We start from the raw sequence: 14,354 nt of genomic DNA, 5'->3' as shown, positions 1-14,354 counted from the left end.
GGACGAACCCCTGCACGGGTTCGCACAATCACGCGCGATCAAGACCGGCGCCGACACAGCGACGGCTTTGATCGCGCGATGGTCTTTACCATCGGGACGCCGGAGAAAGCAGCCGAGCGGCAAAAGATACTCGACGCACACGACAATGGAAGTCGTTACGTGTACTGGGAGGAGCGGCGACATCGTCGGACGGAGGGCTGAATCCAGAGGTCCAGTCACCATTCGCGGAGAATTGCAAGCGCTCCGGCGACCCATCGATGCTCCTGGCAACGCCGGTCCCGATCATCAAATATTCGAGCCGAAGCGCTCCTTGCGTACCATCGAGGCCGCTCGGAACTCGCATATCGGCGAATTTTCCTTAGCGGTCCTTCGGTGTCCCGCCACCCTTCGCTCGGCGCCTGAAGAGCACACCGAATCCCAGCGCGACCAGCAAGGCCACTATCAGACCCGCGCTCATGCCCGTCGTGCCGCGCCTGTCATCCGGACCGGAAGCGGCGGAGGCGACGGCGGGTGCGGAGCTCTGCGTTTCGACCGGCATAGGAAGCGCTACGCCAGCGGCACTCCCCTGGCGCACGAGAGAGGCCTCCGACGTCGGGGAGGCCTGAGAAGCGGTGGAGGCAACGGCGTCCGAAATCGGACCGACAGGAGCCATGTCAGTGGACGAAGCCATGGCGGGAGCCCGCGCAACGTTAGAGCTCGCCTCGGCAGACCTGGCCAGCGCCTTCCACTTTGCGAATACCGTATCGATGCAGTGAACGTCGGTGCAAGCGTTGCGCGATTGCCGCCACTGAGCGACCTGTTCGGGCGAAAGCTTGCCGCTGCTCAACAGAGCCTGTTGTTGCGCGGAGATATCGTCGTATTCATTGTTCAGAATGGCGTGGTCGCATATGACGCGCTCGGCCGGTTGTCGCGTGGTTGCGCATTGAATATCGCTTGCCCATGCTCCGGTTGGACCCAAAGCCGCCATTGACAGCAGCACTGGCCAAAATCGCTTTAGATGCACCTGCTCTCCTTGAGTATCGTTGCGTTGCTAAAAGTGCGGTCGCTTATAGGCGAAATTCTCTATGCCTGTGACAGGGTCGCGAGATGCCGACAGTGCCGCCGCAAGAAGCGGCGCTCGGAGCAGCTTACCGAATCTGGCTCGCAGCCGCTGATTTCATGCACTGGTCAAAAGAGACCTCGCCTGTTCAAGGAGAGCGTGTGACGCTGCAAACTCATTGCGTCCCGCCATTGTCAGCGCCGCTTGACCTGTGCGCGCGAACAGATCGTCGTCAGATGTCGCGACGGCATTCAGCTCGGGACCGGGACGGTCGAATCGGCGAAAGAATTCGAGCATTTGCGACGCATCCAAACGCGAATCCTTTGGACCCGCCGTGGCTAGAATCTCGGCGGCTGCAACCAGTTGTCGCGTGGCCTGGAGGAATTCAGTACGGTCCATGACACTTGCCCCATGAATCACCGTGGTCGATTGTTCGAAGAGTTTAACGCAAGACTTTCCAACGCTGCCGACAGCGGTGGCGTGACGAGGCGTTCGCGGCCCGCTGCATCGTATACGTTCGTGGTCCGTCCAGAGCGTATCCATTCACCTCTGGACTGACGATTGGCGACCTGCCCCAACCCCGCGCTTCGCGCAAGTGTTGGCTCGGGCGGCAGCAGATACGCTGAAATGTTCGTCTGAACCCGACATCGGGTCGTACGTTCGCCCGCTCAAACCGGCATCGACAAGGCGTGAAGCCCGGCTCGAATGGCAGCGCGCAAATTAGCTCGCGGTCGGCACGATCGTTGCAATTATGGCTGCCTCAACGGAGGTTGCCATCATGTGCGTTTTGCAGGGTTTCGTTAATTCCATTCCGCTGCGTGCGTCTTCACTCGTCGCCGCCGCGGCTATCTCTATTGCGGTGCTCTGCGGCGCCGGCATCGCAGCATTCGTTGGACTGCTGCCCGAGTCGGATGACGTTGCCGTGGCGGTGACCGCGACTCCGTTGATCGATATGCAGGTCGACGCTTATGTGAAGCGGGTCGCCAGCGAGTATTGAAGCGCCAGCCGTACAACAGGCGAGAACGCCGCAGCCATGCACTGCTCGTCTGCGTGCAAGCTATCGCGACGTCGCTCCCAGTCAGCGGTCAGGAGCGCAATACGCCTTTCAAGCGCCCCAGCTCAGCGGGTCTCGTGTATGAGCGGTACAGTTCGCCAACTGTGCCGAATGCCAGGGCCGGCTTGAGAGTCGCACCGGGAAGCGCGTGAGTAATCCAGTCACAGGCATTCATTTCACGTTGAGCGGCATGCACCGCTGCCGTAAGCACAGTGAGCGCTCGTTCTGCGGAGTGCCCACCAAGGTCGACGAAGCAACTCTCAAACGGATGCTTCGTTATGCTCTCGACGTTTAACGCTGACTTTCGGACGTCCAAATCAACCTCCTTCGCGGATTGCCCATCCTGTATAGCAACTGAATGTGACAATACATCGCGTTGTCCCGCCAACGATTCGACGCGGCTCGCGCCAGCGTAGCGGCGCCGCGCGGCGCGTTAACCGTTCGGAAGAATGGCACGCCGTAACGCGACGTGAACAGGCGCACACCTCTGTTCGAATCCAATCACGAATATTCCTCGTATATACAGTCAGGCCCACACAATGAAGCGTGGCGACTCTGGAGGAATACGCCATGAAATACAGGACTGTGTTCATCGCTGACACGCTGTCACGCTCTCTGCCGATGCTGAAGTAACAGAACACGCAATCGGCGTCAGGCGTTCGAATTCGGCGTAACGCTGTCATTTTCGGCGCCGGGCCACGACTCACCTGCATGCCTCGCATCGGGACACACAATCTGCCCTGATTGCGCTGGAGTAGCTGCTTGCGATTCGCCGCTGCGCAACCAGTCATCTTTGAGCGGCATACGAGACTTCGGCGTGGCTGACGCACGCGCCTGCATCAAAGGAGAAACACCATGGAAAAGTTGGCGACGAAACTTCTGTTCGCGCGTATTGCTGTCGTGTCACTCTGCGCGTGCGCCGCGACGCTTGCACAGGCCGGCGGGAACGGCAACGGCGGGTCTGGCGGCGGCGGTGCGCACGGTGCCGCGACCGCGGGCATGACGTACCACAGCGAGCCCGTCTCGAGCCCCTGGAACCGCGTTCCCGGCGACATGAGCAGGAGCGCGGACACGGCGCATAAGGATATGCCCGGCATGACTCCCGACTACGACACTGCGCCCAATAAAACCATGCAATGAATGCCTGCAAGTGTGCCGGCGCGAGAAGGTTCATCGTCTGCGCGCCCGGCAACTTGTTTGCGATGACTCGCTAGCTCGGGTGGGGATTCAGCTTCCCGCGGTCGGCTTCGTATACCGACATTCCGTGACACTTCCGGGCCAGAAGAACGTTGCTTGGGGCCAACCGGAAGGCGTCCTCGCCGGTTGCGCGCACCCTTCTGTTCATATCGCCAACTGCACTGGCAAGCGCATGAAGTTTTCAATGAGCCGCAGCAAGTCCGTTTCATCCGGCCGCGTACCCCATCGGCTGTATCCCGCAACAGATGCAATAGCGAACCAGGAGTACGGCGGAAACCATTCCGCCCGCACTGTCACGCCGCCGATGATTCGCAGCCGTCCCGTATCGCTGAGGAACTCAGCGTGAATTTCTTCGCCGCCGACGGTTTTGCTGGCGATGACTGGCGTGGACCGAAGCATAAAGCCCCCCTGCAATTTCTCGCTGCTAAAAGCGAATGGTCGTGAACCGGCTCTCCCGAAGAAAACGAACATAGCCGGGACGTTTGCATTCACCCGCCGAGTCAACGACAAAGACCAAGGTTTTTGATGACGCTGCGTGCCAATACGCAAGTTGCGTGCCGACCGGAGCAAACGCTCAATAACCGATCTTTTGCCCGTTTTGCATCTATGGTCTGCCTGGTTCGGGAGCAATAACGTTTGTCGGATGCACGCAAGTGAACGGCGAGGCACCCGTTCTGTGCTGATCCGCGCGCCGCGGAAATGCAATCCAAAGTCCCCGCTCATCCCCGAATCCACTGCATCGATGTTCGAAAAGCGACCGCGCGAGACGTGTACTCTTACGAGTGAGCCGCGACTTCATTCGCAAAGCCGGCTCCCCGCCGACGACGAATGCCAATACACCAGCCAACGCACGGAAACCGTAGTCGCGCTGCGGCAGGTCCGAACAACTACATAGCGCCGGAGCCCGGCTCCACGGTGCGGTTTGGAGACATCAATGAGCGCAGGCTTTCAACACCCGTTCCTCGCCACCGCAAACAACATTGGGCGAGGCAAAATCGTCAGCGCCCAGCAAGCGGTCAGACTGATCCGTCCGGGTAACACGGTGGCCACGGGTGGCTTCGTCGGCATTGGCTTTGCGGAAGAAATCGCCGTCGCACTGGAACAACTGTTCCTCGACTCGGCCCCTGACGATAGCGACGCCCCGCGCAATCTGACGCTGGTCTACGCGGGCGGTCAGGGCGACGGCGCTCGCAAGGGCCTGAATCACTTTGCCCATCAAGGTCTGGTTCGACGGGTTATCGGTGGTCATTGGGGGCTCGTGCCGGGGCTTCAACGCCTGGCCGTCGAAGGCCATATCGAAGCGTATAACCTGCCTCAAGGCGTCATTTCCCAGCTGTTTCGCGATATCGCGGCGCATCGGCCCGGTCATTTGTCCACGGTCGGACTCGATACCTTCGTCGACCCGCGCAACGGCGGCGGCAAGCTCAACGCCCGCACCACGGAGGACCTCGTTAGCCTGATATCGGTCAACGGCGCCGACTGCCTCCTGTACAAGACATTTCCGGTCGACGTCGCCATCGTGCGGGGCACCACTGCCGATGCAAACGGCAATGTGACGATGGAAAAGGAAGCGCTGACTCTTGAGTCCCTTGCCATCGCAATGGCCGCGCGCAACTCCGGCGGCATCGTGATCGTTCAGGTCGAGCGCATTGCCGAAGCGGGGACCCTGAATCCGCGACAGGTCAAAATACCCGGGATTCTGGTCGACTGCGTTGTCGTCGCGAAACAGGAAAACCACTGGCAAACCTTCGCTGAGTCGTACAGCCCCGGTTTTGCGAGCGAGCTTCGCATTGCGACGAGTTCGATTCCGGGCATGGCACTGACAGAGCGGAAAGTCATCGCACGGCGCGCTTCGTTCGAGCTGATGGCCAATAGCGTCGTCAATCTTGGAATCGGCATGCCGGAAGGGATTGCCAGCGTCGCGAACGAAGAGAAGGTGTGCGACCTTTTCACGATGACAACCGAGCCGGGCGTCATTGGCGGTATTCCGGCCGGGGGTTTGAATTTCGGCGCGGCAACCAATACCGACGCCATCATCGACCAGCCCTACCAGTTCGACTTCTACGACGGCGGCGGCCTTGACATTGCATTTCTCGGGCTCGCGCAAGTGGACCGGGAAGGCAACCTCAACGTCAGCAAGTTCGGGCCCAAGCTCGCGGGCGCGGGTGGCTTCATCAACATCTCGCAGGCGGCGAAGAAAGTGGTGTTTGTCGGAACCTTCAACGCCGGCAAGCTAGACGTCAATATCAAGGACGGGCGCCTGCAGATTCTGCAGGATGGCGTCTGCCAGAAGTTCGTCGAGGCGGTGGAACACCGAACCTTCGGCGGCCGTTACGCCAGCGAACGGCAGCAGCCCGTGCTCTACATTACCGAGCGATGCGTCTTTACCCTCACGCCCGACGGACTCGAACTCGTCGAGATTGCACCGGGGGTCGATCTTCAGCGAGACATTCTTTCGCAGATGGGCTTTGCGCCCGTCATCAAATCGCCGCCGCGGCTGATGGACGCTCGTATTTTCGACAACAAGCCGATGGGTTTGCGAGCCATGCTGTTGAGGCTGACGCTCAGCGAGCGGTTCAGCTACGACGCCGACAAAAATATGTTGTTCATCAATTTCGAAGGCCACAAGGTCATGACTGTCGACGACGTTGAAGCAGTCAGAGCCGAGGTCGAGCGGGTCCTGTCCGGCCTCGATGTGCGGCCCCACGCAATCGTCAACTACGACAATTTCTCGATCGCGCCCGAAGTCATCGATGCTTATTCTGAAATGGTGAATGGCCTCGTCGCCCGATATTATTCCGACGTCACGCGTTACACGACAAGCAGCTTCCTGCGCATGAAACTGGGGGACGCGCTGCAGCGGCGCAGTGTCGCTACGTATATTTATGAGAGCCCCGAGGAGGCATCGTCACACGAGGCGCGTTAGGCCGAGGGACGCGCATCGCATCTGATCCTGCGGGGGCCGAGGCCGCGTGCCGGTCCTCCTGGTCGTGCGAGCCGGTTGGCCGGCGAGCGTGACTAATCAGCCCGTGTCGCCGCCTGCCACTGGCAACACCGTTCCAGTGATGTAACCCGCCTCGTCCGAAGCGAGGAACAGAATCGGCGCAGCCTGCTCGTCGATGCTGCCGTAGCGCTTCAGGAAGGTCGATTCGGTGACCTGCTTCACCGCTTCACCCATCCAGATTTTTTCCTGCTCGCTATCGCCGGCCGCGTTGCGCGGGACACGTCGCGCAGGCGCATCGGTGCCGCCCGGCGCGGTGGCGACCACGCGGATGTCGTGCTCCGCGTATTCCATCGCCAGCGACTGCGTCATCGCGTTCACGCCGCCCTTCGCCGCCGAATACGGAACGCGGCGGATCCCGCGCGTGGCATTCGAGGACACGTTGACGATCGTCCCGCGTCCGCGCTGTAGCAGATACGGCAGGACTGCATGGCACGCGTACAGCGTCGGCATGAGCGAGCGCCGGATTTCGGCATCGATCTGCGCAGGCTCGAACTCGGCGAAGGGACGCATGCGAATCGCGCCACCCACGCCATTGACCAGAATGTCGATGCCGCCAAAAGTGCGCGCGGCGAAGGCCATCGCCGACGCGGCGCCTTCGTAAGTTTCAAGGTCGGCGACAAACCCCGCTGTCTCGGCGCCGCGCGCTTCGGCGGCGACTTCCGACACGAAGTCGGCGCGGTCCACGAACAGCACCTTGCCGCCTTCGGCGGCTGCGCGAAGCGCTACCGCACGACCGATGCCCTGCGCGGCGCCGGTAACCACCATGACCTTGCCAGCGAATCGTTGCGTGCTCATGCGGTCCTCGGCGCTGCGTTGGGAGTGAACTTCTCGTAGTGGAAGCTGTTAGGCTTCACGCCGTTGTCGTCGAAATGCTTGCGCACGGCATCGACCATCGGCGGCGGGCCGCACAGGTACACGTCCACGTCGCCATCGTTGACGGCCTCTGCCGGCATGTGCTGCGTCACCCAACCCTTGCGAGGGTGAGTCGATTCCGTATCGGCCACTACCGTGCTGTATGTGAAATTCGGCAGCTTCGCCACGTAGGCTTCGATTGCATCGACCTGCACGAGGTCGAGGTCGCGCGTCACGCCGTAAATCAGATGAACTTTCTGCTGCGAATTCGTGCGAGCCAGCACTTCAAGCATCGACAGGAACGGCGCCAGGCCCGTGCCGCCGGCGAGGAACAACAACGGCCGTTCGACCGCGCGCAGATAGAAGCTGCCGAGCGGTCCGGTCAGTTCCACCTTGTTGCCTGCCTGCGCGGATTCGAGCCAGGTGCTCATCACGCCGCCAGAAATTTTCTTGATCAGAAAACTGATTTTCGATTCGCCCGGTGCCGACGAAAAAGAATATGAACGGTGCTGACCGCTGCCAGGAACGTCGATGTTGACATACTGGCCCGGCAGGAACACCGGCGCGGCCGCCTCCACGTCCAGTTCGAGCACGATGGCCGCATCGTTGTGCGCTTCGACCTTGGTTACGGTCGCGGCGAACTTGCTTTGCTCGGTCTTGCATGCAGTGGAAGACGCCGGCACCGCAATGACACAATCGCTTTCCGGCACCATCTGGCAGGTAAGAACGAGACCGCTTTCCTTCTCATCCTCGCTCAGCGCATCTTCGATGTAATCGTCGCCCAGGTCGTAGCTTCCGCTCTCGGCGCGGCACTTGCAGGTGCCGCACACGCCATCCGAGCAATCCATCGGCAGATTGATTTTGGCGCGAAAGGCGGCATCGAGTACTTTCTCGCCCGCCTTGCATGTGACAAAGCGGGTCACGCCGTCTTCAAAATTCAGTGCAATGTTGTAGCTGGACATCTTGCCTCCTGTACTTCTCTATTCCGCGGTGTTTGCGCTCAAACGTGATAGACGTCGAGTACCTGGCGGATGTAATCGTCCTTCAACACGATGCGCTTGTAGCAAATCAACAGCTCATCGTTGACCTTGCGCAGAGTGACGAACATCGTGCCGAAAAACTGGTCGGTGGTTCTGTAACGGTGGCTGAGTGTGTTGAAGTTGTAGCGCACGTCCACTTCGTTCTCGCGCTCGGCCAGCACTTCCACATTGGTGACGTTGTGACTGGTTCGCGGTTCAGGCATCGAGGCACTGCTGCGCTCGGTCTTGATGCGGAACACACGGTCTTCAAGGCCGCCACGGTCCGGGTAATACATCAGCGAAATCTGACTCTCGTGGTCGTCGGTGAGCTGGTCATCGTCATCCCACGCCGGCATCCAGTACGTGACATCCTCGGTATAGCAGGCGAGCCATTCGTCCCATTGACGGTCGTCCAGCAGGCGCGCTTCGCGGAACAGCACCGCGCAAATTGTCTGGTGATCGAAGCTCATGCCACGGCCTCCCCTTGTTCTTTTCTGAGTGCGTCGCGCATCACATGGACCCAGTACTCGTGCTGACAGACGAACAGGCCCTCGTCTTCACTGCGCTCACCTGAAATGACCGGCTTCAGCCCCATATTTTTTGCATTCGCGTCGGCGCCTTCGACCCACAGCGGCGCGCCGCGCGACAGGTCGTTCCACATTGCAGTAGTGCCGGCATAGCCTGCCTGGCAGGCTCGGAATTCTTCGAGGTCATCCGCGGTGCCCATGCCGGAGACGTTGAAGAAGTCTTCGTATTGGCGGATGCGCGTAGCCCGGTCGGATGCGCTCTCCCCCTTCGGCGCGAAACAGAAGATGCTGACTTCGGTCTTGTCCACGCTGATCGGACGTACGACGCGAATCTGCGTGCTGAACTGGTCCATCAGGAACACGTTCGGATACAGACAAAGATTGCGGGTCTGGTTGACGATGAAGTCCGCCTTCACCTCGCCCACACGTGCCTTGATTTCGTCGCGGTATTGATAGACGGGTCGCACTTCCGGGTTCATCGTCTTGGTCCACAGCAGGATGTGGCCGTGCTCGAAGCCGTACACGCCGGCTACCGACTTGCTCCAGCTATTCGCGTCAACGGCCTTGGTGCCCTCGACCTTGCGCCGGTCCATCGTCGCGGCGTAATTCCAGTGCACAGTGCTGACGTGGTAACCGTCGCAACCGTTCTCCATCTGCACCTTCCAGTTGCCGTCGTAGATATACGATGAATTGCCGCGCAACACTTCCAGCCCGTCCGGGGCCTGGTCGACGATCTGGTCGATGATGACTCTCGTCTCGCCGAGGTAGTCCTCGAGTGGAATCGCATCCGCGTTGAGCGTGCCGAACAGGAAGCCGCGATAGCTCTGGAAACGTGCGACTTTTTTCAGGTCATGCGAGCCATTGGTATTGAATTGAATCGGATATTCGGTGGTCTTCACGTCTTTGACTTTCAGCAACTTGCCGGTGTTGGCGAAGCTCCAGCCGTGGAAAGGACACGTGAAAGTGCCTTTGTTGCCGTGCTTTTTGCGGCACAGCATCGCGCCTTTGTGTGCGCAGGCATTGATGACCGCGTGCAGTTCACCGCTTTTGTCGCGAGTGACCACGACAGGCTGGCGGCCGATCCAGGTGGTGTAGTAGTCGTTGTTATTGGGAATCTGGCTTTCATGTGCGAGATAGACCCAGTTGCTCTCGAAGATGTGCTTCATTTCGAGTTCGAACAATTCAGCGTTCGTGAAGATGTCGCGGCGGCAACGGAATACACCGTTCTGCTTGTCGTCCTGAACCGCGGTGTGCAGCAGTTCATCGAGTTGCGAGGCTTTGTCGAAAGTTGCGGACATGAGTGCTCTCCTACGCGTGCTCCGGGTCATGGAGCATGCGCATCAGTATCGAAAGATTCTTGCTAAGGATTGAGCGGCAGCGGTGGTACGACGTAGCGGCCGCGTTCAGCGCTCAGGCGCTGACAGACACACGCGGACGATGCACCAGCTGGTTATCCTTGCCCTGAATCAGCGGAGTCAACTCGATGTCGAACTGGATTTCCTTATACGCATCGGTCTTCATTCCCAGCGCGGTGCCGCCGGTCTTTTCAACCACGTGAGGAATCAGATCCTCGCGAGTGGCGTAAGCAAAGTCGTCCCAGATCAACGGGTCGCCCTCGATATTGATCTGCGTCGTCAGCTTGCGGGACTTGTCGGCCGTGACGAAAAAGTGCACGTGCGCCGGACGGTTGCCATGGCGGCCGAGCACGTCCAGCAGTTGCTGGGTCGCGCCATGCGGCGGGCAACCGTAGCCTACCGGCATGAGCGTGCGGAACTCGTACTTGCCGTCGGCGCCGGTGCTAACCGCGCCGCGCAGATTGAATTCGCTCTGCTTGCTGGTCGGGTCGAAGTGCGAATAGAAGCCTTTCGAATTAGCGTGCCAGCATTCGACCAGCGCGCCCGCGACGGGCTTGCCATCCGGGCCGGTCACCGTGCCGCGGATCACCAGCGGGCCGGCGTCCTCGTCCGGATCGATATCGATTCTCGACACGCCTTCGCGCACGGGCGCACCGGCGACATACAGCGGACCTTCGATGGTACGCGGCGTGCCGCCGGTAATTTCAGCCGCCTTGTCTTCCGCGTCCATGCGGATGTCGAGGTATTTCTCCAGACCGAGACCGGCAGCCAAGAGCGCAGCTTCGCCGTCCTGTCCGAGCTTGTTGAAGTAGTGGACGCCGGCCCAGATTTCGTCGGGCGTCATGTCGAGGTCGTCGATGGCCTTGAACAGGTCGCCGAGCAGGCGATTGACGATCTGCTTTGCGCGAGCCCCGCCGTCCTGGCTGCCCACGTTGGCAGCAGCTTTCAGCAGGTCTTGCACTTCCTTCGTATCGAACACTTTGACGCTCATGTCTGCTCCTGAATCTCTATTTTCTGATGGGGTAAACCCTTGGTTTAGCGCCCGTTTGAGTATGCCTGAGAGGTATAATGGGTGCTGAAACAGAGTGTGAATGCAGAATAATGGACGTCAGAAGGCCTCGTCCAACACTGATTTAGTATCGGCCTATATCCACGAGGTATTGAAATGGAACTGCGGCATCTTCGTTATTTCGTCGCCGTGGCCGAGGAACGCAATTTCACGCGCGCGGCCCAGCGGCTGAACATGGCGCAACCGCCTTTGAGCCGTCAGATCCAGCAGCTTGAAGAGATTCTCGAGGTGCAGCTATTCCAGCGTGATTCGCGTCCGTTGAAGCTCACCGAGACGGGCAAGTTCTTCTATGCTCACGCCGTCCAGTTACTGGCTCAGACGTCCGAACTCGAATCCATGACGCGCCGAGTGGGCAACATCGAGCGCAGTCTTTCCGTCGGTTTTGTCGGCTCGACGTTGTATGGAATGCTGCCCAAAATCATCCGGCGCTTCCGCGACGAGAACACCACCGTCGAACTCAGCCTTCACGAGATGTCGACGATGGATCAGATTCGAGCACTCAAGGACGGTCAGATCGATGTCGGGTTCGGTCGCATTCGGCACGAGGACCCCAACATCCGCCGGGTGATTCTTCGCGAGGAGAAGATGATCGTTGCGTTCCCGGAGGGCCATCCACTCTCACTGGCCAAGCCCGTCCTCGCTCTCAGCGACCTGGTCAACGAAACGCTGATCATTTTCCCCAAGGCGCCGCGCCCCAGTTACGCAGACCAGGTGCTGTCGGCATTCGAAGACCGCGGTCTCAAGCCTCGCCGGATCTATGAAGTACGGGAATTGCAAATTGCGCTAGGCCTCGTGGCGGCGGGCGAAGGAATTTCAGTGGTCCCGAGCAGCGTGTACGGCCTGAAGCGAGACGATGTGAGCTACAAGGAACTGGACGACCCTACTCTGGTTTCGCCCATCATCATGAGCATGCGTGCGCTCGACGAGTCGCGCGACATTCGGGAAATGCTCGAACTCATCTATCGGCTGTACGAGGAGGAAAAAATAAGCTTTGCACCCCGTAACGATTCGGGGCCGTGATATCCGCCATACCCCGGAGGTATGGCACTAGACGTCGACGGTGTTGGACAGGCGGTCATTGCACACGCAATACTTCAGCAACCTCTCCACTCCAACATTCCCGGTATGAACGTCCAAATCACCTCTGTCGAAGCGATTCTGGTTGATCTCCCAACCATCCGCGCGCACCAGCTTGCCATGGCGACGATGCAGCAACAAACCCTGGTGATCGTCCGGCTACGCTCGAGCGATGGCGTCGAGGGTATTGGCGAAGCGACTACGATTGGCGGCCTGTCGTACGGCGACGAGAGTCCCGAAGGCATCAAGCTGACCATCGACACCTATCTCGCACCGGCGATCGTTGGGCTGGACGCGACCAACATCAACGACGCAATGCTCAAGCTGAACAAGGTCGCCCGAGGGAACCGGTTTGCCAAGTGCGCAATCGAGACGGCTTTGCTGGATGCTCAGGGCAAGCGCCTGGGCGTTCCCGTTTCGACGCTTCTTGGCGGCGCTGTCCGCAAGACGCTTCCGGTCCTGTGGACGCTCGCAAGCGGCGATACCCAACGCGATATAGATGAAGCGGAAACGCTGCTCGCCGAACGTCGCCACAATACGTTCAAGCTGAAGATCGGCAGGCGTAGCGTTCGTGATGACGTGGCCCACGTGTCGAAAATCAAAGCGGCGCTCGGCGAGCGCGCCAAAGTCACTGTCGACGTCAATCAGGCGTGGAACGAGGCTGACGCGGCGCTAGGCATTGCAGCGCTCGAAGCTGCCGGTATCGACCTCATCGAGCAGCCTACTCCGCGAGAGCAGCGCGGCGCGCTGGCGAGACTGGCATCGCGTTTCATCGTACCCATCATGGCCGACGAAGCGGTGACAGGCCCGGAGGATGCCCTCGAACTTGTGCGCGGTGCCTGTGCGGATGTGTTTGCGCTGAAGATCGCGAAGTCCGGCGGAATCTACGGAATGATGCGTACGGCGGCCATTGCGGATGCAGCCGGCGTGTCCCTGTATGGCGGCACGATGCTCGAGGGCAGCATCGGATCGATTGCATCGGCACACGGATTCAGCGCTCTGCCGCAACTTGCCTGGGGCACCGAACTGTTTGGACCGCTCCTGTTGAAGGACGACATCGTCACTGCGCGCCCGCAGTATCGGGACTTCGATCTTCATCTGACGGAAGGGCCTGGTCTGGGCTTGCATATCGACGAAGACAAGCTCGCTTTCTATCGACGCGACAAAAATAGCTGAGCGCAGAGTCAATCCAGCACCGGACACGACAACCCATTCCAATTAGTGCGCCGGCGAACCTGAGAGATCCTTACTTTTTCGAATGAGAAACACATGCTATATCTCGTAAGAATGGACGTACACCTGCCACACGACATGCCCGTAGCCCAGGCTGACGAAATCAAGGCGCGAGAAAAAGCGTACTCGCAAGAGCTTCAGCGCCAGGGCAAGTGGCAGCAACTCCATCGCGTTGTCGGCGAGTATGCGAACTACAGCGTTTTCGATGTCGATTCGCACGACGAACTGCACACCATCCTTGCAGGCCTGCCGCTGTTTCCATATATGACGATGAAGGTGACCGCGCTCGCGCGCCACCCGTCGTCTATTGAACGGCAGTGCGCCGGCACCGAAAAGTAAAAGCGGGCAATGGCAAGCGTCACGAGTGGCAGCGCTATCGAAAACCAGCAACGAACCGATGTCTTTCGCGGTTAGTCCCCAAACGGGTTGCCGGTGTCTTTCACTTCGGTATTAAGGTTGTATTCCGCACGCACGGCCTTGAGCACGCCTTCGATGTCGCGCTCGAAGCCGACCGCGTTGCCGAAGTGGGTCATGTTCCAGTTGCAGCCTGTCTTGTCAGGCTCTTGCAACTGCGGCCGCGGCACACGAATCTTCACGCCGTCCTCGACGATTTCCTGCAGCCGATGAATTCGCCGGTTGACTTCCTGCTGAAGCTGCGAGGCATTGAGCGTCTTGCGTATCATCCGAGTCTCCTTCTGGTTGCTCGGACCAGTTTAGCGTTCAAGTCCAGTTGTCGACGGCTGCCTGGTCGCATCGCGACATGCCAGCGAACCGGGTTCGCCTGGCGGCGCTTTTCGATACCCTGATAGCCAGCGTCAGCGTACACATCCGTGTCCTGGCCGCGCAGGACACGCGCTCGGCAAGAGTGCTTGCCTCACCACGAAGCCGCGTCAAAGTATTCTTACGCGCGCCGCAACGTGGCCGTATT

15 protein-coding genes and 1 pseudogene are annotated in these 14,354 nt (G+C 59.7%); 6 read left to right on the top strand and 10 right to left on the bottom strand.

The genetic code is table 11. From position 1 onward, the window contains the following. Positions 1 to 358 precede the first annotated feature (358 nt). Entirely contained in the window at positions 359 to 1,003 is a 645-nt protein-coding gene (locus tag BPHYT_RS07900; RefSeq protein WP_012432622.1) for a lysozyme inhibitor LprI family protein, read from the bottom strand. Between the two features lie 153 nt (positions 1,004 to 1,156). Next, positions 1,157 to 1,438, bottom strand: a complete 282-nt coding sequence (locus BPHYT_RS07895; RefSeq protein WP_041758376.1) for a hypothetical protein — start codon at positions 1,436 to 1,438, stop codon at positions 1,157 to 1,159. Positions 1,439 to 1,817: 379 nt separating this feature from the next. Between BPHYT_RS07895 and BPHYT_RS07890 the strand changes: the two genes are divergently transcribed. Continuing rightward, positions 1,818 to 2,036, top strand: a complete 219-nt coding sequence (locus BPHYT_RS07890; protein ID WP_012432621.1) for a hypothetical protein — start codon at positions 1,818 to 1,820, stop codon at positions 2,034 to 2,036. A 912-nt stretch (positions 2,037 to 2,948) separates the two neighbouring features. Continuing rightward, positions 2,949 to 3,233, top strand: a complete 285-nt coding sequence (locus tag BPHYT_RS07885; protein WP_012432620.1) for a hypothetical protein — start codon at positions 2,949 to 2,951, stop codon at positions 3,231 to 3,233. A 201-nt stretch (positions 3,234 to 3,434) separates the two neighbouring features. On the opposite strand, the gene BPHYT_RS07880 is transcribed toward BPHYT_RS07885, so the two are convergent. Beyond that, entirely contained in the window at positions 3,435 to 3,761 is a 327-nt protein-coding gene (locus BPHYT_RS07880) for a hypothetical protein (RefSeq protein ID WP_238535639.1), read from the bottom strand. 463 nt (positions 3,762 to 4,224) lie between these two features. Between BPHYT_RS07880 and BPHYT_RS07875 the strand changes: the two genes are divergently transcribed. Then, a complete protein-coding gene (locus BPHYT_RS07875; protein WP_012432618.1) occupies positions 4,225 to 6,216 on the top strand; it encodes an acyl CoA:acetate/3-ketoacid CoA transferase in 1,992 nt (663 codons plus the stop codon). A 96-nt stretch (positions 6,217 to 6,312) separates the two neighbouring features. On the opposite strand, the gene benD is transcribed toward BPHYT_RS07875, so the two are convergent. The 5 genes from benD to catA all read right to left on the bottom strand — a co-directional run bounded on the left by benD (position 6,313) and on the right by catA (position 11,038). Then, on the bottom strand, positions 6,313 to 7,089 hold the full coding sequence (gene benD, locus BPHYT_RS07870) for a benzoate diol dehydrogenase BenD (RefSeq protein WP_012432617.1): 777 nt from the start codon (positions 7,087 to 7,089) through the stop codon (positions 6,313 to 6,315). Then, a complete protein-coding gene (gene benC / locus BPHYT_RS07865; RefSeq protein WP_012432616.1) occupies positions 7,086 to 8,108 on the bottom strand; it encodes a benzoate 1,2-dioxygenase electron transfer component BenC in 1,023 nt (340 codons plus the stop codon). The genes benD and benC overlap by 4 nt, the downstream gene beginning before the upstream one ends. Positions 8,109 to 8,146: 38 nt before the next feature. Next, positions 8,147 to 8,635, bottom strand: a complete 489-nt coding sequence (gene benB, locus BPHYT_RS07860; protein WP_012432615.1) for a benzoate 1,2-dioxygenase small subunit — start codon at positions 8,633 to 8,635, stop codon at positions 8,147 to 8,149. After that, positions 8,632 to 9,990, bottom strand: coding sequence for a Rieske 2Fe-2S domain-containing protein (locus BPHYT_RS07855; RefSeq protein WP_012432614.1), 1,359 nt, complete (start codon positions 9,988 to 9,990; stop codon positions 8,632 to 8,634). The genes benB and BPHYT_RS07855 overlap by 4 nt, the downstream gene beginning before the upstream one ends. A 112-nt stretch (positions 9,991 to 10,102) precedes the next feature. Further along, positions 10,103 to 11,038: a catechol 1,2-dioxygenase gene (catA, locus tag BPHYT_RS07850; RefSeq protein ID WP_012432613.1), complete on the bottom strand. Its 936-nt coding sequence runs from the start codon at positions 11,036 to 11,038 to the stop codon at positions 10,103 to 10,105. Between the two features lie 174 nt (positions 11,039 to 11,212). Between catA and BPHYT_RS07845 the strand changes: the two genes are divergently transcribed. From BPHYT_RS07845 to catC, 3 genes are all read left to right on the top strand, one after another. Next, positions 11,213 to 12,136 carry a LysR family transcriptional regulator gene (locus BPHYT_RS07845; RefSeq protein ID WP_012432612.1) on the top strand — a complete coding sequence of 308 codons (924 nt, stop codon included), beginning with the start codon at positions 11,213 to 11,215 and terminating at the stop codon, positions 12,134 to 12,136. A 105-nt stretch (positions 12,137 to 12,241) separates the two neighbouring features. After that, entirely contained in the window at positions 12,242 to 13,369 is a 1,128-nt protein-coding gene (locus tag BPHYT_RS07840) for a muconate/chloromuconate family cycloisomerase (RefSeq protein WP_012432611.1), read from the top strand. A 93-nt stretch (positions 13,370 to 13,462) separates the two neighbouring features. Then, positions 13,463 to 13,765, top strand: a complete 303-nt coding sequence (gene catC / locus BPHYT_RS07835) for a muconolactone Delta-isomerase (RefSeq protein WP_012432610.1) — start codon at positions 13,463 to 13,465, stop codon at positions 13,763 to 13,765. A gap of 71 nt (positions 13,766 to 13,836) precedes the next feature. Here catC and BPHYT_RS07830 read toward each other — a convergent pair whose 3' ends face one another. Then, positions 13,837 to 14,109, bottom strand: coding sequence for a hypothetical protein (locus BPHYT_RS07830; protein WP_012432609.1), 273 nt, complete (start codon positions 14,107 to 14,109; stop codon positions 13,837 to 13,839). A 35-nt stretch (positions 14,110 to 14,144) separates the two neighbouring features. Continuing rightward, positions 14,145 to 14,276, bottom strand: a pseudogene (locus BPHYT_RS38920) (IS5/IS1182 family transposase); the annotation flags it as partial. Between the last annotated feature and the right edge of the window lie 78 nt (positions 14,277 to 14,354).

This window comes from Paraburkholderia phytofirmans PsJN, from assembly GCF_000020125.1.
Classification (GTDB): Bacteria; Pseudomonadota; Gammaproteobacteria; order Burkholderiales; family Burkholderiaceae; genus Paraburkholderia; species Paraburkholderia phytofirmans.
Note: the sequence above shows the minus strand (reverse complement) of the source record. Positions and strands in the feature narration are given on the sequence as shown.